Here is a 20,718-nt window from a genome sequence, read left to right as displayed (position 1 = left end):
ACGGCGGGGGCCGCCACGCGCGCGTGGCGGCCCCCGCCGTCGGCGTACCGGCCGGATCAGGCGCCGGGGAAGCGGCGCACGCCCGACGGCGTCACCACCGCGTGCACCGGCCGGTCGTGCGGCTCCGCCGGCACACGCGCGACGACCTCCGTGTCGTAGAGCAGCACCACCAGGGCGGGGTGGGCGCCCGCGCGCTCCAGACGGGCGAGCACCCGGTCGTACGACCCGCCGCCGCGCCCCAGGCGCATCCCGCGCGCGTCCACCGCGAGCCCGGGCAGCAGGACCACGTCGGCCGCGGTGACCGCCTCCGGCCCGAGCCGCTCGCCCGAGGGCTCGAACAGGGCCAACTTTCCGCCATGTCGGATCCGCGCGAGCGAGCCGGGACCGGCGTACTCGCCCCAGTCCAGGTCGTTGTCGGGCAGCAGCGCGGGGAGCAGGACACGGACGCCCCGCGCGCGCAGCGCGTCCAGCAGCGCGGCCGTGCCGGGCTCGGACCCGACCGAGACGTACGCCGCCACCGTGCGGGCGTCCGCGAGTTCGGGCAGCTCCAGGGCGCGTCCGGCCAGCGTGCCGCCCGCCTCCCGGACGACATCCGCCGTCAACCTGTTCCTCACCGCGAGGAACTCCCGCCGCAACGTGCGCTTGTCAGGCTCGTCGGTGCGTCCGTCGTGTTCCACTGGTCGTTCTCGCGCCTTTCTCGATGTGCTCATTCTCAATGTGCTCATATGAGAGTCAAATAACCGGAGCCACACATTCCGCGCAAAGGCACCGGATAAGGTTCGGGCATGACTCAGTCGCACCCCAGGATCAGCAAGGCTGTCATTCCCGCAGCAGGCCTCGGCACCCGGTTCCTGCCGGCCACCAAGGCCACTCCCAAGGAGATGCTGCCGGTCGTGGACAAGCCGGCGATCCAGTACGTGGTCGAGGAGGCCGTGTCGGCGGGGCTCGACGACGTCCTCATGATCACCGGACGCAACAAGCGTCCCCTGGAGGACCACTTCGACCGCAACTACGAGCTGGAGTCGGCGCTCGAGAAGAAGGGCGACGCCGAGCGGCTCTCGAAGGTGCAGGAGTCCAGCGACCTGGCCACCATGCACTACGTGCGCCAGGGCGACCCCAGGGGCCTCGGCCACGCCGTCCTGTGCGCCGCCCCGCACGTCGGTCACGAGCCCTTCGCCGTCCTCCTGGGTGACGACCTGATCGACCCCCGCGACCCGCTGCTCCACCGCATGATCGAGGTCCAGGAGCGGCACGGCGGCAGTGTGATCGCCCTCATGGAGGTCGCCCCCGAGCAGATCCACCTCTACGGCTGCGCCGCCGTGGAGGCCACCGCCGACGGTGACGTGGTCCGGGTGACCGGCCTGGTCGAGAAGCCCGACCCGGCCGACGCGCCGTCGAGCTACGCCATCATCGGCCGTTACGTCCTCGACCCCCACATCTTCGACATACTCCGCAAGACCGAGCCCGGCCGCGGCGGCGAGATCCAGCTCACCGACGCCCTCCAGCAGCTCACCGAGGACGAGAAGGTCGGCGGCCCGGTGCACGGCGTCGTCTTCAAGGGCCGCCGTTATGACACCGGCGACCGTGGCGACTACCTGCGTGCCATTGTCAGACTGGCGTGCGAACGTGAAGACCTGGGCCCGGACTTCCGGACCTGGCTTCGCAGTTACGTAGCCGAGGAGATGCAGCAACGTTGAGCAGCGCCGCGACCCGTCCCGCCGACCCGGACCACCTCTGGTCGGTGGACGAGCACCTGGACGACATCCTCACCACCGTCCGCCCCCTCGAACCCATCGAGCTGCAACTGCTCGACGCCCAGGGCTGCGTCCTGGTCGACGACGTCACGGTGCCGGTCTCCCTCCCGCCGTTCGACAACAGCTCCATGGACGGCTACGCGGTGCGGGTCGCGGACGTGGCGGGTGCCAGCGAGGAGTTCCCGGCCGTCCTGGAGGTCGTCGGGGACGTCGCGGCGGGTGCGGCCGGCCCGGTCCGGGTCGGCCCCGGCCAGGCGGCCCGCATCATGACCGGCGCCCCGCTGCCGCCCGGCGCCGAGGCCGTCGTCCCCGTCGAATGGACCGACGGCGGGCTCGGCGAGGGACCGGTGAGCGGGATGCGGGCGCGCAGCTCGGCCCCCGAGGGCGCCGAGGGGCAGGTGCGCGTGCACCGCCCCGCCGAGGCACGCGCGCACGTGCGCGCCAAGGGCGGCGACGTGAAGGCCGGGGACCTCGCCCTGGAGGCCGGGACGATCCTCGGCCCGCCGCAGATCGCGCTGCTCGCCGCCATCGGCCGGGGCACGGTCCGGGTGCGCCCGCGCCCGCGCGTGGTCGTCCTGTCCACGGGCAGCGAACTCGTCCAGCCCGGCGAGGAACTGGCCCACGGCCAGATCTACGACTCCAACAGCTTCGCCCTCACCGCCGCCGCGCGGGACGCGGGCGCCATCGCCTACCGGGTGGGCGCCGTCGCCGACGACGCCGACATCCTCCGGTCCACCGTCGAGGACCAGCTCATCCGCGCCGACCTGCTGGTCACCACCGGCGGGGTCAGCGTCGGGGCGTACGACGTCGTCAAGGAGGCGCTGTCGTACGCCGGCGACGAGGACGAGGCGGGCGGCGGCATCGACTTCCGCAAGCTCGCCATGCAGCCCGGCAAGCCCCAGGGCTTCGGCTCCATCGGCCGCGACCACACCCCGCTGCTGGCCCTGCCCGGCAACCCCGTGTCGTCGTACGTCTCCTTCGAGCTGTTCGTGCGCCCCGCGATCCGCACCCTGATGGGCCTGAAGGACGTCCACCGGCCCCGCGCCCGGGCCACCCTGCGCTCGGACAAGGCGCTCGGCTCGCCCCGGGGGCGCCGGCAGTTCCTGCGCGGCACCTACGCCGACGGCGAGGTGACCCCGGTGGGCGGCTCCGGCTCGCACCTCGTCGCGGCGCTCGCCCACGCCGACGCGCTGATCGTCCTGCCCGAGGACGTGGATTCCGCCGAGCCGGGCACCGAGGTGGAGGTCGTGCTGCTCGGCTGAGCGTCCGCCCGGAGGTCCTGGCCCGGTGCCCGTCCCGACTTGGCGGTACCGTGTCGCGCACAACAGGTCCGCGCACCGCACCGCGCCGGGCCCGGACCGGGAGCGCCACACATCATGACCGTGCCTTCCCGGGGGGAGACCCCCGGAACCTCCGCACAGGACCGACTGACGCACATCGACGAGGCGGGCGCCGCCCGCATGGTCGACGTGTCCGGCAAGGACGTCACCGCGCGCACCGCCCGCGCCACCGGACGGGTCCTCGTCTCGCCCCGCGTGGTGGAGCTGCTGCGCGGCGAGGGCATGCCCAAGGGGGACGCCCTGGCCACCGCCCGCATCGCGGGCATCATGGGCGCCAAGCGCACCCCCGATCTGATCCCGCTCTGTCACCCGTTGTCGGTGTCCGGTGTGAAACTGGACCTGTCGGTCGCGGACGACGCCGTGGAGATCCGGGCCACCGTGAAGACGACGGACCGGACCGGTGTCGAGATGGAGGCCCTGACCGCGGTGACGGTCGCCGCGCTCACCGTGATCGACATGGTCAAGGCGGTCGACAAGGGAGCGGTCATCACGGACGTGCGGGTCGAGGAGAAGACGGGCGGCAAGTCGGGCGACTGGAGCCGGGCATGAGCGGCGGGCCGTACCGCGCGCTGGTCGTGACCGCCTCCAACCGCGCCGCCGCCGGCGTCTACGAGGACAGGGGCGGGCCGCTGGTCGCGGACGGCCTCAGGAGCCTCGGGTTCGCCGTCGAAGGGCCGCGGGTCGTGCCCGACGGCGACCCGGTCGAGGCAGCGCTGCGGGAGGCCGTGGCGGCCGGTTTCGACGTCGTCGTCACCACCGGGGGCACCGGCATCTCGCCCACCGACCGCACGCCGGAGGCGACCCGGAGCGTGCTCGACCACGAGGTGCCGGGCATCGCGGAGGCCATCCGCGCGTTCGGCCGGGAGAAAGTGCCGACCGCCGCGCTCTCCCGGGGACTGGCCGGGGTCGCGGGGCGGACGCTGATCGTCAACCTGCCGGGTTCCACCGGCGGGGTGCGGGACGGGCTGGCCGTCCTGGAGCCCCTGCTGGCGCACGCCGTCGACCAGATCCGCGGCGGCGACCACACCCGCCCCGGAGCCATAAGTGGGGGTGCGAGCTGAACAGCCCATCCTGGCCGGTCGTGCTGGCGGACGGCGATGTCGTCCTCCGGCCGATAAAGCTGCGCGACCAGCGGGCCTGGCGTGAGGTGAACCGGCGCAACCGGGACTGGCTGCGTCCCTGGGAGGCGACCATCCCGCCGCCCACGCCGAGCGGTCCGGTCGTGCACCGGCCGACCTACCGCCAGATGGTCCGGCACCTGCGGTCCGAGGCCAACGCGGGCCGGATGCTGCCCTTCGTCATCGAGTACCAGGGGGAGCTCGTCGGGCAGTTGACGGTCGCCGGGATCACCTGGGGGTCGATGTGCTCTGGGCACGTCGGCTACTGGGTCGACGAGGCGGTCGCCGGGCGCGGAGTGATGCCGACGGCCGTCGCGCTGGCGGTGGACCACTGTTTCCGCGCCGTCGGGCTGCACCGCATCGAGGTCTGCATTCGCCCCGAGAACCGGCCCAGTCGCCGGGTCGTGGAGAAACTCGGATTCCGCGAGGAGGGGCTGCGGCCGCGTTATCTGCACATCGACGGCGCCTGGCGGGACCACCTCGTCTTCGCGCTCACCGCGGAGGAGGTGCCCGAGGGGCTGCTCGGGCGCTGGAAGCGGGCCCGCTCCGCGCGCGACCAGCACACCCGGCACCCCGGGAATCACGCGCAGTCCGGTAATTGAATATGTGTTCGAAATTGACCGCTCGGCGACCGTCTCCGGGCATTCAATTCGCGACTTCGGCGGTCCTGTGATCGCATCGGTCGCAAAAAAAGCTGGAAATATCAGCCGGATCGTGCGACACACCGGCTCAATTGGCGGATGGCCCCACGCAAACCCCTCTACCGTGTGAGACGTGAGCAGCAGCGGCCTCATCTACGCAGTCATCGTCGGGGCCTGGGCCGCCTACTTGGTGCCGATGTGGCTCCGTAGGCAGGACGAGCTGAACGAGGCCCGTCCGACGGAACGCTTCAGTACCGCCATCCGGCTGCTGTCCGGACGGGCGGGTATGGAGCGCCGGTACGCCAAGGACCTGCGGGCGCGCTCCGCCCAGGAGGGGGAGCCGGACGCCGGTGAACCGGACGTCACCGACTCGGTCGACGTCCGGGCCTTCGCCGTGCCTCCGACCCGCCGTCAGGTCCACGCCGACGCCGAACCGGAGACCTCCGAACGGGCGGAACCGGCAACCGGCCGGCCCGTCATCCCGGCGCCCAAGTCCCCGTCCGCGCACACCCCGGGCCCCGTCCCCGCGCAGAAGCGGGTGCCGGCCCCCCGGCGCACGCCCTCGGCGCAGGCGTCCGCGGCACGCGCCCAGCGCTCCAAGGCGCTCGCGCGCCGCCGGCGCACCACCGTGATGCTCTTCCTCGCCTTCACCCTGGGCGCGATCGTCGCGGCCGTCGGCGGCCTCGCCTTCCTCTGGGCGCCCGGCGTGCCCGCCATCCTGCTGAGCGGATACATCGCGCACCTCCGCTCCCAGGAACGCCGCCGCTTCGCCTACCAGATGGACCGGCGCAGCGCCGAGGCCGCGGCCCAGCGGCTGCGCGAACGCCAGCCGCGCCGCCGCCCCCTCCCGGACGCCGGCCCCGTCGCCGACGAACCGGAAGAGGGAGCGGAGACGGACACCGACACCGGCCTCTCCGCGCTCGCCGCGGACCGCCGCGCCCTCGTCGAGCAGACCGACCACGCCGAGTGGGTCGACCAGCAGCGCGAGCGCCGGCGGCGCCCCGGGCACGGGGACAGCTGGGACCCGGTGCCGGTGCCGCTGCCGACCTACGTGACCGCCCCCGTCGCGCCCCGGGCCACCTCTGACGTCGACCTCGGCGCACCCGACACCTGGAGCTCGGCACGCTCCAGCACGGTCGCGCCGGACCAGGAGAGCGGGCACGCCCCCGAGGCGGACGCCCCCGCGCCCGACGCCGAGGACCGGCCGGCGGACGGCCGCGGTGACCAGCGCCGCGCCGCCTCCGCCCGGCGGGCACGCGGCCGTGGACGCACACCGCTGTTCGATCAGTACGAGGACGGCGACCGCCCCCGTGCGGCGAACGAGTGACAGCCGTCACGCCGTCGGAGGCCCGCCCCTGACCAGTCAGGGAACGGATTTCCAAGCACCCCGACGGGGATGCTAGAGTTTCACTCGTTGCAAGGGCCTGTGGCGCAGTCCGGTAGCGCACCTCGTTCGCATCGAGGGGGCCAGGGGTTCAAATCCCCTCAGGTCCACGCATCATGAAGCCCCAGTCGGCAGAGCCGACTGGGGCTTCATCGCGTCTACAGGGCCTTCGCGTAGCAGCGGCTGTCCTCGTAGTGCCGGTAGTAGCCGAACTTGTCGCACGGCTCGTAACCGCACGAGGTGTACAGCGCGATGGCCTCCGGCTGCTTGGTGCCGGTCTCCAGGACCATGCGGAGCCGGCCGGCCGCGCGGGCGTCCTCCTCCAGGGCCGCGAGGATGCGGCGGGCCAGACCCCGGCCGCGCATCTGCGAGACGACGAACATCCGCTTCAGCTCGGCGTCGCCGTCCGCGTTGCCCTCGTCGTTGTCGTCCTGGCTGCGCCAGCCGCCGGTGGCCACCGGGCGGTCGAGCTCGTCGTAGACGATCAGGTACGCCCCGCGCGGTGGGTCGAAGTCGGTGGCGTCGAGGCTCGTGGCATCGCCGCCGTCGCCGTAGCGCAGGTGGTACTCGGCCTGGACCTCGTCGTTGAGCTTGACGGCGTCAGGGTGATCGAAACGAACGCGACGTATATTCATTCTGGGCATCGTACTTCTATGCAGGCGATGGGGAAGGCGGACCTGCACCAGTGTGCCGGTATCGTGCCCTGGTGCTGACTGTGACCTCGGTGAACGTGAACGGGCTGCGGGCCGCCGCCAAGAAGGGCTTCGTGGAGTGGCTCGCCCAGACCCCGGCGGACGTCGTCTGCCTCCAGGAGGTGCGCGCCGAACCGCACCAGCTTCCCGAGGAGGTCAGGCAGCCCGAGGGCTGGCACGTGGTGCACGCCCCGGCCGCCGCCAAGGGCCGCGCCGGCGTCTCCCTCTACACCCGCCGCGAGCCCGACCGCGTCCGGATCGGCTTCGGCTCGGCCGAGTTCGACGGCAGCGGCCGCTACGTGGAGGCCGACCTGCCCGGCGTCACGGTCGCCTCCCTCTACCTGCCCTCCGGCGAGGTCGGCACGGAGCGCCAGGACGAGAAGACCCGCTTCATGGGCGAGTTCCTCGCCCACCTCAAGGTGCTGCGCGAGAAGGCCGCCGCCGACGGCCGCCACGTGGTCGTCTGCGGCGACTGGAACATCGCCCACCAGCAGGCCGATCTCAAGAACTGGCGCGGCAACACCAAGAACTCGGGCTTCCTCCCCGAGGAGCGGTCCTGGCTCGACCGCGTCCTCGCCCCGGCCGAGGGCGGCTACGTCGACGTCGTACGCGCCCTGCACCCGGACACGGAGGGCCCGTACACGTGGTGGTCGTACCGGGGGCGGGCCTTTGACAACGACTCAGGATGGAGAATCGACTACCACCTCGCGACGCCGGGGCTCGCGGACAAGGCGGTCAAGGGGTTCGTCGAGCGTGCGGCCACGCATGCCGAGCGCTGGTCCGACCACGCACCCGTGACCGTCGTGTACGACCTGTAGGGGCGCCGCTCAGTCCCGCTTCGCCAGTCGCCGGTCCAGGGCCAGGGACAGTTCCGCCTCCACCACACTGCGGGCCAGGGGGCGCAGGCGGGGGAGGTCGTGTTCGGTGGTGTGGCGCAGGATCAGGTCGGTGAAGAGGTCCGCCAGGGCCTCGGCGTGTTCGCGGACGCGTTCGCCCGCCGCCAGGACCTCCGCGAGCGGGATGCCCTCGCGGACCAGGGCGGAGGAGACGTCCAGCAGGCGGCGGCTGATGTGGACGATCTCGCCGCCGTCGGTGCCGAGGTAGCCGAGGTCCAGGGCGGCCGCCAGGTTCTCCGGGGTGACCTCGCCCTCGAAGCGGGCGGCGAGCTCCTCGGGGGTGAGGCGGACCGGCTCCTCCTCGGTCGGGGTGCCGACGCCCAGCAGGTCGGCCACGTCGCGGCCCTGGTCGAGGGCCTCGGCGAGTTCCGCGATGCCGGTGAGGGTGTGGCCGCGTTCCAGGAGCGCCGCGATGGTGCGCAGGCGGGCCAGGTGGCGGTCGTCGTACCAGGCGATGCGGCCCTCGCGGCGGGGCGGCGGGATCAGCTTGCGCTCACGGTAGAAGCGCAGGGTGCGCACGGTGATGCCGGCCAGGCCGGCCAGTTCCTCCATGCGGTACTCGCGCGGTCCGCCGGTGTGCCCGGGGCTCTGCTCGACCTTGTGTCCGCCGTCGTCTGCCACGCCCGCAGCCTATGTTGTACCGCCGGTAACTTTCCTTTCCGCGCCCCCTACCGCTCGGTACGGAGCTGCTCTACAGTCCCATTGCGCCAGTGTTCACTGGCAGAGTCCAAGGCGATGCGTGGAGGCTTCGGGATGGCCGAGCACGAGCATGTTCGAGTGGCGGTGATCGGGTCCGGGTTCGGCGGGCTGGGGGCCGCGGTGCGGCTGCGCCGGGTGGGGATCACCGACTTCGTCGTCCTGGAGCGGGCCGACAGCGTCGGCGGCACCTGGCGGGACAACAGCTATCCCGGGTGCGCCTGTGACGTCCCGTCCCACCTGTACTCCTTCTCGTTCGCGCCGAACCCCCACTGGCCGCGCACCTTCTCCGGCCAGGAGCACATCCGGGCCTACCTGGAGCACGTCACCGACGTCTTCGGGCTGCGCCCGCACCTGCGCTTCAACGCCGAGGTGAAGATGATGCGCTGGGACGGCGAGGAACTGCGCTGGGAGATCGAGACCGCGGCCGGGACGCTGACCGCCGACGTCGTCGTCTCCGCGACCGGACCGCTGTCCGACCCGAAGACCCCGGAGATCCCCGGTCTCGAGACCTTCCCGGGCGAGGTGTTCCACTCGGCCCGCTGGGACCACGACTACGACCTGGCCGGCAAGCGCGTGGCCGTGATCGGCACCGGCGCCTCCGCCATCCAGATCGTGCCCGCCATCCAGCCCCGGGTCGGCCGGCTCACCCTCTTCCAGCGCACCCCGGCCTGGGTGATGCCCCGGGTGGACCGCGCGATCAGCGGCGCCGAGCGCCGGCTGCACCGGGCGCTGCCCTTCACCACCCAGCTGCGGCGCGGCCTGCTGTGGGGCATCAGGGAGCTCCAGGTGCAGGCGTTCACCAAGCACCCCGACGAACTCGGCCTGGTCGAGCAGCTCGCCAAGCGCAACATGGCCCGTGCGATCAAGGACCCGGCGCTGCGCGCCAAGCTCACCCCGGACTACCGCATCGGCTGCAAGCGGATCCTGCTGTCCAGCGCGTACTACCCGGCGCTGGCCCAGCCGAACGTGGACGTCGTCGCGAGCGGGCTCGCCGAGGTCCGCGGCTCGACCCTGGTCGCCGCCGACGGCAGCGAGGCCGAGGTCGACGCGATCGTCTTCGGCACGGGCTTCCACGTCACGGACATGCCCATAGCCGAGCGGGTGGTCGGCGCGGACGGCGTCACCCTCGCGGAGACGTGGAAGAACGGGATGCAGGCGCTGCGCGGAGCCGCGGCGGCCGGGTTCCCCAACTGGATGACGATCATCGGGCCCAACACCGGCCTCGGGAACTCCTCCATGATCCTGATGATCGAGTCGCAGCTGAACTACATGGCGGACTACCTGCGCCAGCTCGACGTCCTCGGCGGCCGGGCCGCGCTCGACGCCCGCCCCGCCGCCGTCGACGCCTGGAACCACCGGGTGCAGGAGCGCATGCGGCGGACCGTGTGGAACACCGGCGGCTGCACGAGCTGGTACCTCGACCCGAGCGGCCGCAACACCACCATCTGGCCCGGCACGACGACGGAGTTCCGGCGCGCGACCCGGCGGGTGGACCTGGCGGAGTACCAGGTCGTCCGGAAGGCCGGCACGCAGGGGACCGACGGGCCGGCGCCCGCCGCCTCGTCCGCGTCCACCTCCTCGCCCGAGTCCGCCCCCTCGCCCGCGACCGGCGGCGCGCCGAAGAGCGGGGCCGTCGCATGAGCCGCGTCCTCTCCGTGGCCTCCGGGCCCTACGCGCCGCCCGTCCCCGCCCGCACCCTCACCGTCGTCTCCGCCGACGGCGCGCGGCTGCACGTCGAGGTGCACGGACCCGAGGGGGCGCCCGCGGTCGTGCTCTCCCACGGCTGGACCTGCTCGACCGCCTTCTGGGCGGCCCAGATCCGGGAACTGGCGCGCGACCACCGGGTGATCGCCTACGACCAGCGGGGGCACGGGCGCAGCCCGGCGAGTCCCGCCTGCACCACCGACGCACTGGCCGACGACCTCGAGGCGGTGCTCGGGCAGACGCTGGAGAGCAGGGAGAAGGCCCTGGTGGTCGGCCACTCCATGGGCGGGATGACGGTCATGGCCGCCGCCGGCCGGGCCCGCTTCCGTGAGCACGCCGCCGCCGTCCTGCTGTGCAGCACGGGCAGTTCCCGGCTGGTCGCCGAGTCGCGAGTGGTGCCGCTGCGCGCCGGGCGGGCGCGCACCTGGATCACCGGACGCATCCTCGGTTCGCGGGCCCCGCTGGGCCCGGTCACGCCGCTGGCGATGCGCGTCCTCAAGTACGGCACCATGGGCGCCGGTTCGGCCCCGCACATGGTGGAGGCGTGCGCGCGGATCGTGCACGCCTGCCCCCGGGCCGTGCGCCACGCCTGGGCCGGTGTCCTCGCGGCGCTCGATCTCGACCACGGTGTACGGGAGTTGCGGGTGCCCACCGCGGTGATGCACGGTACCCGCGACCGGCTCACCCCGCCCGTGCACGCCCGCGCGCTGGCGGCCGCGCTGCCGTACTGCGTCGGGCTGACCGAACTGCCCGGGGTCGGCCACATGACCCCGGTCGAGGCTCCCGACCCGGTGACCGGCAGGATCCGGGACCTGGTCACCACGTACGTCACGTCGGACGACGCCAGGTCGGAAGGCGCCACGTCGGACACCCCCGGCGTACCGCAGCAGCAGTCCCACGGCACCCCGGTGCAGCAGATCAAGGAGGGCGCATGAGCAGGGTCGGTCTCGAAGGGCAGGTCGCCGTCGTCACCGGAGCGGCGCGCGGCGTCGGTGAGTTGCTCGCCCGCAAGCTCTCCGCCCGGGGCGCCAAGGTGGCGCTGGTCGGGCTTGAGGAGGAGGCGCTCAAGGAGGTCTCCGAGCGGCTGCACAGCGACAGCGCGCACTGGTACGCGGACGTCACCGACCACGAGGCGATGAGCCGGGTGGCGCGGGAGGTGAAGGCGCACTTCGGCAAGGTGGACATCGTCGTCGCCAACGCCGGTGTGGCGACCGGGGGGCCGTTCATCGACTCCGACCCGGAGGCCTGGCGGCGGGTGATCGAGGTGAACCTGATCGGTTCGGCGGTGACGGCCCGCGCGTTCCTGCCGGTGCTGGTCGAGAGCCGGGGCTATCTGCTGCAGATCGCCTCGCTGGCCGCGATCACCCCGGCGCCGATGATGTCGGCGTACTGCGCCTCCAAGTCGGGGGTGGAGGCGTACGCGCACAGTCTGCGGGCCGAGGTCGGCTACCAGGGGGTCCGGGTCGGCGTCGGCTACCTGTCCTGGACCGACACCGACATGGTGCGCGGCGCCGACCAGGACGACGTGATGCGCGAGTTGCGGCAGCGGCTGCCGTGGCCGTCGAACAAGACGTACCCGCTGGGCCCGGCGGTGGAGCGGATCGTGGCCGGGATCGAGCGGCGCTCGGCGCACGTGTACGGGCAGTGGTGGCTGCGCGGCATGCAGGGCGTGCGCGGATATCTGCCGGCCCTCATCGGCACGGTCGGCCAGCGCGAGATGCGCAGGTTCGCGCCGAGGCTTCAGGGGATGCGTTCCGGGCTCGTCGGCGCAGGTGGGGAGGCCGACGAGGCAGCGAGGGCTACGCACCGTAACTGATCGACATGCGCAGCGTGTTCGCCCGTGTGAATCTGGTCGAGGCCCCACCAAGGGGCCGAATCCCCCACCTCACTCATTACGGGAGTGAACCCACATGGGTATGAAGGACAAGTCGAACGAGTGGCAGGACCAGGCCAAGCAGAAGGTCGGCGAGGCCCGTGAGAAGGCCGGTCAGCGCGGCCCGCAGTCGGGCCAGCAGCGTGGCCAGCAGCCTCAGCGTGGCCAGCAGCCGCAGCGTGGGCAGCAGAACGCCCGCGACATCACGGACCCGGAGCGGGAGATGGACGACCGCTTCGACCACGACTACGACGCCTAGTCGCTGCGCTCGGCTTCGGCCGGTCGACGTGGGGTGCCCTTCTTCCCGGAGGGTGCCCCGCGTCGTCTTGTGCGTGCGGGCCGGTGGGGGGCTGGGCGCGCAGTTCCCCGCGCCCCTTACGGGGCGCTCATCTCGGGGGGAGGTGGGGGCGGGATCTGTTCGGTACGTCGGTGAGGTTCGGGGGGGTCGCGGGTGGGTTGTCCTTGAGGAGGTCCAGGGCGAGTCGGACCGCGTCGTCGAGCTGGGCGTGGCGGCCCTCGGCCCAGTCCAGGGGGGTGCGCTGGATCTCCAGGTCGGGGGCGACGCCGTGGTTCTCCACGGACCAGCCGTAGGCGTCGAACCAGGCCGCGTTCATCGGGACGGTGATCACGGTGCCGTCGCCGAGCCGGTGCCGGCCGGTCATGCCGACGACCCCGCCCCAGGTGCGCTGGCCGACGACCGGTCCGAGCCGCATGAGCTTGAAGGCGGCGGTGATCATGTCGCCGTCGGAGGAGGTCGCCTCGTCCGCGAGGGCCACCACCGGGCCCCGGGGCGCGTTGGAGGTGTACGACACCGGCTGCGCGTCCCGGGTCAGGTCCCAGCCCAGGATGGTCCGGGAGAGCTTCTCGATGACGAGTTCGCTGATGTGGCCGCCCGCGTTTCCGCGCACGTCGACGATCAGCGCGGGCCGGGACACCTCCAGGCGCAGGTCCCGGTTGAACTGGGCCCAGCCGGAGCCGCCCATGTCCGGGATGTGCAGGTAGCCGCACTTGCCGCCGCTCAGCTCCCGGACGACGGCCCGGCGTTTGGCGACCCAGTCCTGGTAGCGCAGCGGCCGTTCGTCGACGAGCGGGACGACCGCGACCCGCCGGGGCCGTGCCCTGCCGCCCTCGGTGGGTGCGGCCGGGGTGAAGGTCAGTTCCACGGTCGTCCCGCCGGAGCCCGCGAGCAGTGGGTACGGTCCCGCCACCGGGTCGACGGGGCGGCCGTCCACGTGGGTCAGCACGGCGCCCTCGCGGATGCCCGTGCCGGCCAGCGGTGAGCGCGCCTTGGAGTCGGACGAGTCGCCGGGCAGGATGCGCTTGACCGCCCAGCCGCCGTCCCGGCGCACGAGGTTGGCGCCGAGCAGGCCCTGCCAGCGCTGGTAGTGGGGCGGGCCCTCGTTGCGGCGGGCGGCGGTGACGTAGGCGTGCGAGGTGCCCAGCTCGCCCAGCACCTCGCGCAGCAGGTCGGCGAACTCGTCGGGGGAGGCGACCCGTTCGACCAGCGGCCGGTACTGGTCGAGCACGGCGTCCCAGTCGATGCCGCACATGCCGGGGTCCCAGAAGTAGGCGCGGATGATCCGGCCCGCCTCCTCGTACGCCTGGCGCCACTCGGCGGGTGGGTCGACCTCGTGCAGGATGCGGCGCAGGTCGATCCACACGGTGGTGTCGGAGTCGCCGGACTCGGTCGACGGCACGGCCCGCAGGTCGCCCTCGTCGACCACCACCAGGCGGCTGCCGTCCCCGCTCACCGCGAACCAGTCGAGGTGGTCGACGAGTTCGGCCTTCTTCGCCTTGGCGATGTTGAAGTACTCCAGCGTCGGCCGTCCGCTGATATCGGCCGGGTTGGCGAAGGTCTCGCCGAGCGCGCCGGAGATGGGCCAGCGCAGCCAGACCAGGCCGCCGCCCGCCACCGGGTACAGCGCCGAGTACTTGGAGGCGACCACCGGGAAGGGGGTCACCCGGCTCTCCAGGCCCTCCGCCTCCACCGTCACCGTGCCGTCGCCGGTCTCCTCGTCCTCGACGGGGTCGAGCCCGCCCGCGGCCGGCCGTCCCTCCGGGTTCAGGGCGAACGGGGAGGGGGTCGCGGAGGACAGCGGGACCAGGTAGGGGCGGCAGCCCAGCGGGAAGGACAGGTCACCGGTGTGGACGTCGTACACCGGGTCGAAGCCGCGCCAGGACAGGAAGGCGAGGTAGCGGCCGTCGCGGGTGAAGACGGGGTTCTCGTCCTCGAAGCGGCCGTTGGTGACGTCCACGACGAACCGGTCCTTGATGCGGGCCAGCTTGATCTGGCGCAGCGAGCGCCCGATGCCCGGGTGGGACCAGGTGAGCCAGGACCCGTCCGGGGAGAACGCCAGGTCGCGGACGGGGCCGTTGACGGACCGGATCAGTTCGGTGACCCCCGTGCCGTCGGCGGCTTCCGGGGCGCTCGTCCCCACCTCATCGGCGGCTTCCTCCGCCGGGCTCGCCTCCGGCTCCCCGGCAACTCCCCCCGCGGGGCTCGCCTCCGGCTCCCCGGCAACTCCCCCCGCGGGGCTCGCCTCCGGCTCCCCGGCAACTCCCCCCGCGGGGCTCGCCTCCGCCTCCGCCGTCCCCTCCCCGGTTCCCGCGCCCGCGTCCCCCTCGGCCCCCGCACCCGCGCCCTCCCCGTCCTCCGCGCCCGCGACCGCCGCGGCCTCCGCCGCCTGCGCCGCTTCCGTCTCCCCCGTCAGGTCGAGCAGCAGGAGCCGTCCGTCGTGGGAGGCGATCGCCATCCGTTCGCCGAGCGGGTCGGACACCATCTCCAGGACCCGGCCCAGCTCGCCGGAGGCCAGCCGGTGCGGTGGGCGGTCGCCGCTGGCCCGGGGCAGCTGGGCGATCTCGACGGCGTCCGCGCCGTCGGCGTCCGTCACGTAGGCGACCTGGCCGGTGGAGCCGAGCATCTCGGGCAGCCGGACCCGTACCCCGGGCGTGTCCGTGATGGTGCGGGCCGGTCCGTCCCGGTGGGTGAGCCAGTACAGGCTGCCGCGTACGACGACGGCGCTGGCGCGTCCGGTCTCGTCCACCGAGATGCCGTCCACGTGCTGGGCGGCCGGCACCTGGTACCTGCGGCGTCCCGGGCACGGGCCGCTCAGCCGGACGTCGAGCCGGCGCGGCCGCGCGTCCGGGGCCAAGTCCTCCATCAGCCACAGGTCGCCGGCGCACTGGTAGACGACGCGGGTGCCGTCGCTGGAGGCGCCGCGGGCGTAGAAGGCGTCGTGGTCGGTGTGCCGGCGCAGGTCGGAGCCGTCGTAGGCGCAGGAGTAGAGGTTGCCGATGCCCTCGTGGTCGGAGAGGAAGGCGATGCGCCCGGCGACGAACATGGGCGCCTCCAGGTGGCCGCCGATGTCCTCGAGGAGCCGCTCGCCGTGCAGCCACAGCCGGCCCATGGCGCCGCCCCGGTACCGCTTCCAGGAGGCCGGTTCGTGCGGTGGGGTGCCGGTGAGCAGCAGGGTCTTGTGCACGCCGTCGAGGTCGGCGACCTGGAGGTCGGCGACCGGGCCCCAGGGCAGTTTGCGGCCGGGGTCGCCGTCGGTGGTCACCTTGTAGGCCCAGGTGAAGTAGGAGAAGGGCTCGCCGTGCGAGGCGACGGCGAGGATGTCGCTGCGGCCGTCCTCGTCCGGGGGTGTCCAGCCGCGCACCTGGGTGTCGGTGCTGCCCCAGTAGGTCAGCTGCCGCGCGGGCCCGCCGTCGACGCCGACGACGTGGATCTCGGGCACCAGGCTGCGCCAGGTCGTGTACGCGATCCGGCGGCCGTCGGGCGAGAAGCGGGGATGGCCGGTCTTGGTGCGGTCGACGGTGAGCCGCCAGGCGCGGCCGGGCGCGTCGAGGGGGGCCAGCCAGAGGTCGTCCTCGGCCACGAAGCACAGCAGGTCGCCGCTGATGTGGGGAAGGCGCAGATAGCTCACCCTCACCATGCTTTTCCGGGGGAGAGGGGCCAGCAACTTATGCGGAACCGACAGCCGTGAGCCAGGACACGTACGAAACGGTTTCGTTTCGCTTGCTCTCGGGGTATCTTCATGGATGTACGACGAAGGAAGGCTCCGGAGCGGGAAGGTGACTGGCATGACCGAGGCTGCCGCAACCACGCGTCGCAGTCGGATCACGCCCGAGCGCGAGGCCGAGCTGTACGAGGCCGTGCTCGACCTGCTCCGGGAAGTCGGCTACGACGCCCTCACCATGGACGCCGTGGCGGCCCGCACCCGTTCCAGCAAGGCCACCCTCTACCGCCAGTGGGGCGGGAAGGCCGAGCTGGTGGCCAAGGCGGTGCGGCACGGCAAGCCGGGCACGTTCGCCGACGACATCGACACCGGGTCGCTCAAGGGCGACCTGCACGCGCTCACGCTGCGCGCGGACGACTGCGAGATGGAGCAGAACTCCGCGCTGATGCGGGGCCTGGCCATGGCGACCCACTCCAACCCGGACCTCCTGCGGGCGTTCCGGGACCACCTGATCGAGCCGGAGCTGGCGGAGTTCCGCCGGGTCCTGCAGCGGGCGATCCACCGGGGTGAGGTCCGAGCGGACAATCCCGCCATCCAGTACGTGATGCACATGATGATCGGTGGCTTCGCCGCCCGCACGCTGATCGACGAACAGCCGCCCACGCAGGAGTTCCTCCTGTCGTACATCGACGCCGTGGTCCTCCCCGCCCTCGGCGCGCCCACCGGCTGAAGCCCAGTCGAGCCCAGCTGAACCCCATCCCCAGCAAGCCCACCACCTGACGTCACCCGCTCACGTCGTCGGGCTGATCTCCCCTGCCCTGATGAACCCCACGACCTGACCGGGAGTACGCCTCCATGGCCACGTTCCTCTACAAGATCGGCCGTCTCGCCTTCCGGCGACGGCACTATGTCGCCCTCATGTGGGTGGCGCTGCTGACCCTCGCCGGAGTGGGCGCCGCCTCGGCGCCGGCCGCCGGCAACTCGTCCTTCTCCATCCCCGGCACCGAGGCCCAGAAGGCCTTCGACCTGCTGGAACAGCGCTTCCCCGGAATGAGCGCCGACGGCGCCACCGCGCGCGTCGTCTTCAAGGCGCCGAGCGGCGAGAAGATGACGGGCAAGGCCAACAAGGCCACCGTCCGCGACACGGTCAAGGAGCTGCGGTCCGGCTCCGAGGTCACCTCCGTCGCCGACCCGTACACCGCGCACGCCGTCAGCAAGGACGGCACGATCGCCTACGCCTCGGTGAAGTACAAGGTCTCCGGCATGGAGCTGGAAGACGCCTCCCGGGACGCCCTGAAGGCGGCCGCGCAGGACGCGCGGGACGCCGGGCTCACGGTCGAGGTCGGCGGTGACGCGCTCACCGCGGCCCCCGAGACCGGCTCCAGCGAGATCATCGGCATCGCGGTCGCGGCCGTCGTCCTCGTCATCACCTTCGGCTCGCTGCTCGCGGCCGGGTTCCCGCTGCTCACCGCGCTCATCGGGGTCGGCATCGGGGTCTCCACGATCACCGCGCTCGCCAGCGCCCTGGACCTCGGCACCACCACCTCCACCCTGGCGTCGATGATCGGCCTCGCCGTCGGCATCGACTACGCCCTGTTCATCGTCTCCCGCTACCGCTCCGAACTGGCCGAGGGCCGCGAGCGCGAGGAGGCCGCCGGCCGGGCCGTCGGCACCGCGGGCTCGGCGGTGGTCTTCGCGGGCCTGACCGTCCTGATCGCCCTGGTCGGCCTGTCCGTGGTCAACATCCCGATGCTGACCAAGATGGGCGTGGCGGCCGCGGGCACGGTGGCCATCGCGGTCCTCATCGCCCTCACCCTGATCCCGGCCCTGCTCGGCTACGCGGGCCGCCGGATCAAGCCGACCGGCGAGAAGAGCAGGCTCCTCGGCGGCGGCCGCAAGGCCAAGGCCGGTAAGCCGGGTGGCCACGGCAAGCAGACCCGCCCGAACATGGGCACCCGCTGGGCGAGCTTCGTCGTACGGCGCCCCGTCGCCGTGCTGCTGCTCGGCGTGATCGGCCTCGGCGCCGCGGCCGTCCCGGCCGCCTCCCTGGAACTGGGCCTGCCCGACGACGGCGCGCAGCCGACGTCCACCACCCAGCGCCGCGCCTACGACCTGCTGTCCGAGGGCTTCGGGCCGGGCTTCAACGGGCCCCTGATGGTCGTGGTCGACGCCAAGGACAGCGCCCACCCGAAGGCGGCCTTCACCGAGGTCGGCCACGAGATCAAGGGGCTCAAGGACGTCGTCACGGTCACCCCGGCCGTGCCCAACAAGGCGGGCGACACCGCGACGATCACCGTCGTCCCGAACTCCAAGCCGTCCTCGACCACCACCGAGGACCTGGTCCACGCCATCCGCGGCAAGGGCGCGGACATCACCTCGGCGACCGACGCGAAGGTGCTGGTCACCGGCTCGACGGCGATGAACATCGACGTCTCGCAGCGACTGAACGACGCCCTGCTGCCCTACCTCGCCCTCGTGGTCGGCCTGGCCTTCCTGCTGCTGATCGTGGTCTTCCGCTCGGTCCTCGTCCCGCTGAAGGCGGCCCTCGGCTTCCTGCTCAGCGTGATGGCGGCGCTCGGCGCCGTGGTCGCGGTCTTCCAGTGGGGCTGGCTGTCCAACCTGATGAGCGTCGAGCAGACCGGCCCGGTCATGTCGATGATGCCGATCTTCATGGTCGGCGTGGTCTTCGGTCTCGCCATGGACTACGAGGTGTTCCTCGTGACCCGCATGCGGGAGGCGTACGTCCACGGGGAGAAGCCCAGCCAGGCCGTGGTGACCGGCTTCCGGCACGGCGCACGGGTGGTCACGGCCGCCGCCGTCATCATGATCGCCGTCTTCTCCGGCTTCATCGGCTCCAGCGAGTCGATGATCAAGATGATCGGCTTCGGCCTGGCCGTCGCCGTCTTCTTCGACGCGTTCATCGTCCGCATGGCCATCGTCCCGGCGGTGCTCGCCCTGCTCGGCCGGCGGGCCTGGTGGCTGCCCAGGTGGCTGGACCGGGCGCTGCCCAACGTCGACGTCGAGGGCGAGGGCCTGCGCACCGCCGGGGACCGGCACGCCGACCCCGACGGGGAGCGGGAGCTGGTGCGCGCCTGACCCAGCGCGCGCGACCGACGCCACGCGGGCGTCCGGGACGGCGCGTGCGATGAGGACCAGCCGGTGAGGGATCCGTGGGGACGGGGCTACCCTCACCGGCTTCTTCATGCCCTCGTCGCCGGTCAATCCGTTCGCCCCCGCCGCCACCCCGCCGCTAGCGTGCCCCGCATGACGACAGCCGCCACTGACGAAGAACCCGGAGCCCACCCCCGCTTCGCCGAGGCCCTGCGCGGGCTCGGCCTCGAGGACGTGCTCGCCCGGACCCGGCGCTTCCCCGAGGGCACCCGCACCGCCGCCGAGGCCGCGGCCGCCCTCGGCTGCGCACTGAGCCAGATCTGCAAGTCACTGATCTTCGCGGCGGACGGCGTGCCGGTGCTGGTCCTGATGGACGGCGCCTCCCGCGTCGACGTGGAGCGCGTCCGCGAGGAACTGGCGGCCGGGAAGGTCACCCGCGCCGACGCCGGGCTCGTGCGCGAGACCACCGGGTACGCCATCGGCGGCGTACCGCCCTTCGGTCACCGCACCCGCACCCGGGTCCTCGCCGATCGCTCGCTGCTCGCGCACGACGTGGTGTGGGCGGCCGCCGGGACCCCGCACGCGGTGTTCCCCATCGAGCCGAAGGCGCTCGTGGCCCACGCCGGTGCCGCACTCGTGGACGTGCGCGAGCGGACCGCGTGACACCCCTGGTCGCCGCGGCGGTCCTGCTCGCCGCGGTCACCCACGCCGGCTGGAACGCCCTCGCCCACCGGATCACCGACAAACTGGTCGGATTCACGCTGATCCTGGCCGGCGGCGTGCTCATCGGCCTGCTGCTGGCCCCGTTCGCCGCGTTCCCGGCACCCGCGGCCTGGCCGTACCTCGCCGTCTCGGCCGCCGTCCACCTCGTGTACGTCGTCCTGCTGATGACGTCGTTCCGGCTGGGCGACTTCGGGCAGGCCTACCCGATCGCGCGGGGCACCGCGCCCCTGGTGGTCACCCTGTTCGCGGCCGTGTTCGCGCACGAGGTGCCGGACGGCTGGGCCGCCACCGGCATCGCCCTGTCCTGCGCCGGGCTCACCGGCGTGGCGCTGTGGGGGCTGCGCGGCCGCCGGCCCGACTGGGCGGCGATCGGGGCCGCGCTGGCGACGGGCCTGTCCATCGCCTCCTACACGGTCGTCGACGGCCTCGGCGTCCGCGCCTCCGGATCGGCGCTCGGCTACACGGCCTGGCTGATGGTGGCGCAGGGCGTGGCGATACCGGCGTACGCCGTCAGCCGCCGCTGGCGGCGCGACACGGTTGCCGTGCTGCGCCCGTACGCCGCCGCGGGCCTGCTGGGCGCGCTTTTGTCCGTCGGCGCCTACGGCCTGGTCCTGTGGGCCCAGACCCGCGCCGAACTCGCCCCGATCGCCGCCCTGCGCGAGTCCTCGATCATCGTCGGCGCGGCCATCGGCGCGGTGTTCTTCAAGGAGCGCTTCGGCGCTCCCCGGATCGCGGCGGCGGGCCTGCTGGTCGTGGGCATCGGGCTCATGCTGCACGCTGGGTAGGCGCATCGAGGGACCCCGGGGGACCTCAGGGGACTTCGG

General features: G+C 72.9%; 19 protein-coding genes and 1 tRNA gene. 16 read left to right on the top strand and 4 right to left on the bottom strand.

The annotated features are described in order from the left end of the window. Positions 1 to 56 precede the first annotated feature (56 nt). Positions 57 to 710, bottom strand: a complete 654-nt coding sequence (locus tag PV343_RS19110) for a 5-formyltetrahydrofolate cyclo-ligase (RefSeq protein ID WP_415923499.1) — start codon at positions 708 to 710, stop codon at positions 57 to 59. Between the two features lie 75 nt (positions 711 to 785). On the opposite strand from PV343_RS19110, the gene galU reads away from it, so the two are divergent. From galU to PV343_RS19075, 7 genes are all read left to right on the top strand, one after another. Next, on the top strand, positions 786 to 1,697 hold the full coding sequence (galU, locus tag PV343_RS19105) for a UTP--glucose-1-phosphate uridylyltransferase GalU (protein ID WP_319148148.1): 912 nt from the start codon (positions 786 to 788) through the stop codon (positions 1,695 to 1,697). Next, complete coding sequence (glp, locus tag PV343_RS19100) at positions 1,694 to 3,016, top strand: gephyrin-like molybdotransferase Glp (RefSeq protein WP_319148147.1); 1,323 nt, start codon at positions 1,694 to 1,696, stop codon at positions 3,014 to 3,016. The genes galU and glp overlap by 4 nt, the downstream gene beginning before the upstream one ends. A 114-nt stretch (positions 3,017 to 3,130) precedes the next feature. Then, on the top strand, positions 3,131 to 3,643 hold the full coding sequence (gene moaC / locus PV343_RS19095; protein WP_319148146.1) for a cyclic pyranopterin monophosphate synthase MoaC: 513 nt from the start codon (positions 3,131 to 3,133) through the stop codon (positions 3,641 to 3,643). After that, complete coding sequence (locus PV343_RS19090; RefSeq protein ID WP_319148144.1) at positions 3,640 to 4,155, top strand: molybdenum cofactor biosynthesis protein B; 516 nt, start codon at positions 3,640 to 3,642, stop codon at positions 4,153 to 4,155. Before moaC ends, PV343_RS19090 begins: the two co-directional genes overlap by 4 nt. A 20-nt stretch (positions 4,156 to 4,175) precedes the next feature. After that, a complete protein-coding gene (locus PV343_RS19085) occupies positions 4,176 to 4,814 on the top strand; it encodes a GNAT family N-acetyltransferase (RefSeq protein ID WP_319148143.1) in 639 nt (212 codons plus the stop codon). A 172-nt stretch (positions 4,815 to 4,986) separates the two neighbouring features. Continuing rightward, positions 4,987 to 6,180 (top strand): gephyrin-like molybdotransferase receptor GlpR, encoded by a 1,194-nt coding sequence (glpR, locus tag PV343_RS19080; protein ID WP_319148142.1) that lies wholly within the window; start codon positions 4,987 to 4,989, stop codon positions 6,178 to 6,180. Positions 6,181 to 6,273: 93 nt separating this feature from the next. Next, positions 6,274 to 6,347: transfer RNA gene (locus tag PV343_RS19075), tRNA-Ala, on the top strand. A 48-nt stretch (positions 6,348 to 6,395) separates the two neighbouring features. Here PV343_RS19075 and PV343_RS19070 read toward each other — a convergent pair. Beyond that, a complete protein-coding gene (locus PV343_RS19070; RefSeq protein WP_319148141.1) occupies positions 6,396 to 6,872 on the bottom strand; it encodes a GNAT family N-acetyltransferase in 477 nt (158 codons plus the stop codon). Positions 6,873 to 6,943: 71 nt separating this feature from the next. On the opposite strand from PV343_RS19070, the gene PV343_RS19065 reads away from it, so the two are divergent. Continuing rightward, positions 6,944 to 7,747, top strand: a complete 804-nt coding sequence (locus tag PV343_RS19065) for an exodeoxyribonuclease III (RefSeq protein WP_319148140.1) — start codon at positions 6,944 to 6,946, stop codon at positions 7,745 to 7,747. Between the two features lie 9 nt (positions 7,748 to 7,756). Here PV343_RS19065 and PV343_RS19060 read toward each other — a convergent pair whose 3' ends face one another. Beyond that, entirely contained in the window at positions 7,757 to 8,377 is a 621-nt protein-coding gene (locus PV343_RS19060; RefSeq protein WP_319148222.1) for a MerR family transcriptional regulator, read from the bottom strand. 201 nt (positions 8,378 to 8,578) lie between these two features. Here PV343_RS19060 and PV343_RS19055 point away from each other — a divergent pair, with 201 nt between their 5' ends. From PV343_RS19055 to PV343_RS19040, 4 genes are all read left to right on the top strand, one after another. Continuing rightward, a complete protein-coding gene (locus tag PV343_RS19055) occupies positions 8,579 to 10,165 on the top strand; it encodes an NAD(P)/FAD-dependent oxidoreductase (RefSeq protein ID WP_319148139.1) in 1,587 nt (528 codons plus the stop codon). Beyond that, a complete protein-coding gene (locus PV343_RS19050; RefSeq protein WP_319148138.1) occupies positions 10,162 to 11,163 on the top strand; it encodes an alpha/beta hydrolase in 1,002 nt (333 codons plus the stop codon). The genes PV343_RS19055 and PV343_RS19050 overlap by 4 nt, the downstream gene beginning before the upstream one ends. Continuing rightward, the gene (locus PV343_RS19045; RefSeq protein WP_020940573.1) at positions 11,160 to 12,044 is read left to right on the top strand and encodes an SDR family oxidoreductase; all 885 of its coding nucleotides are present in this window, start codon (positions 11,160 to 11,162) and stop codon (positions 12,042 to 12,044) included. Before PV343_RS19050 ends, PV343_RS19045 begins: the two co-directional genes overlap by 4 nt. A 94-nt stretch (positions 12,045 to 12,138) precedes the next feature. Next, positions 12,139 to 12,360 carry a hypothetical protein gene (locus tag PV343_RS19040; protein WP_319148136.1) on the top strand — a complete coding sequence of 74 codons (222 nt, stop codon included), beginning with the start codon at positions 12,139 to 12,141 and terminating at the stop codon, positions 12,358 to 12,360. 127 nt (positions 12,361 to 12,487) lie between these two features. Here PV343_RS19040 and PV343_RS19035 read toward each other — a convergent pair whose 3' ends face one another. Continuing rightward, positions 12,488 to 16,036: a S41 family peptidase gene (locus PV343_RS19035; RefSeq protein ID WP_319148135.1), complete on the bottom strand. Its 3,549-nt coding sequence runs from the start codon at positions 16,034 to 16,036 to the stop codon at positions 12,488 to 12,490. A gap of 148 nt (positions 16,037 to 16,184) precedes the next feature. Here PV343_RS19035 and PV343_RS19030 point away from each other — a divergent pair, with 148 nt between their 5' ends. The 4 genes from PV343_RS19030 to PV343_RS19015 all read left to right on the top strand — a co-directional run bounded on the left by PV343_RS19030 (position 16,185) and on the right by PV343_RS19015 (position 20,679). Continuing rightward, positions 16,185 to 16,790 (top strand): TetR/AcrR family transcriptional regulator, encoded by a 606-nt coding sequence (locus PV343_RS19030; protein WP_319148133.1) that lies wholly within the window; start codon positions 16,185 to 16,187, stop codon positions 16,788 to 16,790. Positions 16,791 to 16,915: 125 nt separating this feature from the next. Beyond that, positions 16,916 to 19,156 carry an MMPL family transporter gene (locus tag PV343_RS19025; protein WP_319148132.1) on the top strand — a complete coding sequence of 747 codons (2,241 nt, stop codon included), beginning with the start codon at positions 16,916 to 16,918 and terminating at the stop codon, positions 19,154 to 19,156. 168 nt (positions 19,157 to 19,324) lie between these two features. Beyond that, complete coding sequence (locus tag PV343_RS19020) at positions 19,325 to 19,834, top strand: YbaK/EbsC family protein (RefSeq protein ID WP_319148131.1); 510 nt, start codon at positions 19,325 to 19,327, stop codon at positions 19,832 to 19,834. Further along, a complete protein-coding gene (locus PV343_RS19015; RefSeq protein WP_319148130.1) occupies positions 19,831 to 20,679 on the top strand; it encodes an EamA family transporter in 849 nt (282 codons plus the stop codon). Before PV343_RS19020 ends, PV343_RS19015 begins: the two co-directional genes overlap by 4 nt. Positions 20,680 to 20,718: the final 39 nt, after the last annotated feature.

This window comes from Streptomyces sp. WI03-4A, assembly GCF_033792105.1.
Taxonomy (GTDB): domain Bacteria; phylum Actinomycetota; class Actinomycetes; order Streptomycetales; family Streptomycetaceae; genus Streptomyces; species Streptomyces collinus_A.
The sequence above is the reverse complement of the archived record's forward strand: the minus strand, read 5'-3'. Positions and strand labels throughout refer to the sequence as shown.

Bases quoted from the DNA above. Each gene is read 5' to 3' on its own strand.
- PV343_RS19050 (WP_319148138.1), top strand. From the start codon at position 10,162: ATGAGCCGCGTCCTCTCCGTGGCCTCCGGGCCCTACGCGCCGCCCGTC.
- PV343_RS19060 (WP_319148222.1), bottom strand. From the start codon at position 8,377: ATGGAGGAACTGGCCGGCCTGGCCGGCATCACCGTGCGCACCCTGCGC.
- PV343_RS19040 (WP_319148136.1), top strand. From the start codon at position 12,139: ATGGGTATGAAGGACAAGTCGAACGAGTGGCAGGACCAGGCCAAGCAG.
- galU (WP_319148148.1), top strand. From the start codon at position 786: ATGACTCAGTCGCACCCCAGGATCAGCAAGGCTGTCATTCCCGCAGCA.
- PV343_RS19020 (WP_319148131.1), top strand. From the start codon at position 19,325: ATGACGACAGCCGCCACTGACGAAGAACCCGGAGCCCACCCCCGCTTC.
- PV343_RS19055 (WP_319148139.1), top strand. From the start codon at position 8,579: ATGGCCGAGCACGAGCATGTTCGAGTGGCGGTGATCGGGTCCGGGTTC.
- PV343_RS19110 (WP_415923499.1), bottom strand. From the start codon at position 710: ATGAGCACATCGAGAAAGGCGCGAGAACGACCAGTGGAACACGACGGA.
- moaC (WP_319148146.1), top strand. From the start codon at position 3,131: ATGACCGTGCCTTCCCGGGGGGAGACCCCCGGAACCTCCGCACAGGAC.
- PV343_RS19035 (WP_319148135.1), bottom strand. From the start codon at position 16,036: ATGGTGAGGGTGAGCTATCTGCGCCTTCCCCACATCAGCGGCGACCTG.
- PV343_RS19090 (WP_319148144.1), top strand. From the start codon at position 3,640: ATGAGCGGCGGGCCGTACCGCGCGCTGGTCGTGACCGCCTCCAACCGC.
- PV343_RS19070 (WP_319148141.1), bottom strand. From the start codon at position 6,872: ATGAATATACGTCGCGTTCGTTTCGATCACCCTGACGCCGTCAAGCTC.
- PV343_RS19025 (WP_319148132.1), top strand. From the start codon at position 16,916: ATGGCCACGTTCCTCTACAAGATCGGCCGTCTCGCCTTCCGGCGACGG.
- PV343_RS19045 (WP_020940573.1), top strand. From the start codon at position 11,160: ATGAGCAGGGTCGGTCTCGAAGGGCAGGTCGCCGTCGTCACCGGAGCG.
- PV343_RS19030 (WP_319148133.1), top strand. From the start codon at position 16,185: ATGACCGAGGCTGCCGCAACCACGCGTCGCAGTCGGATCACGCCCGAG.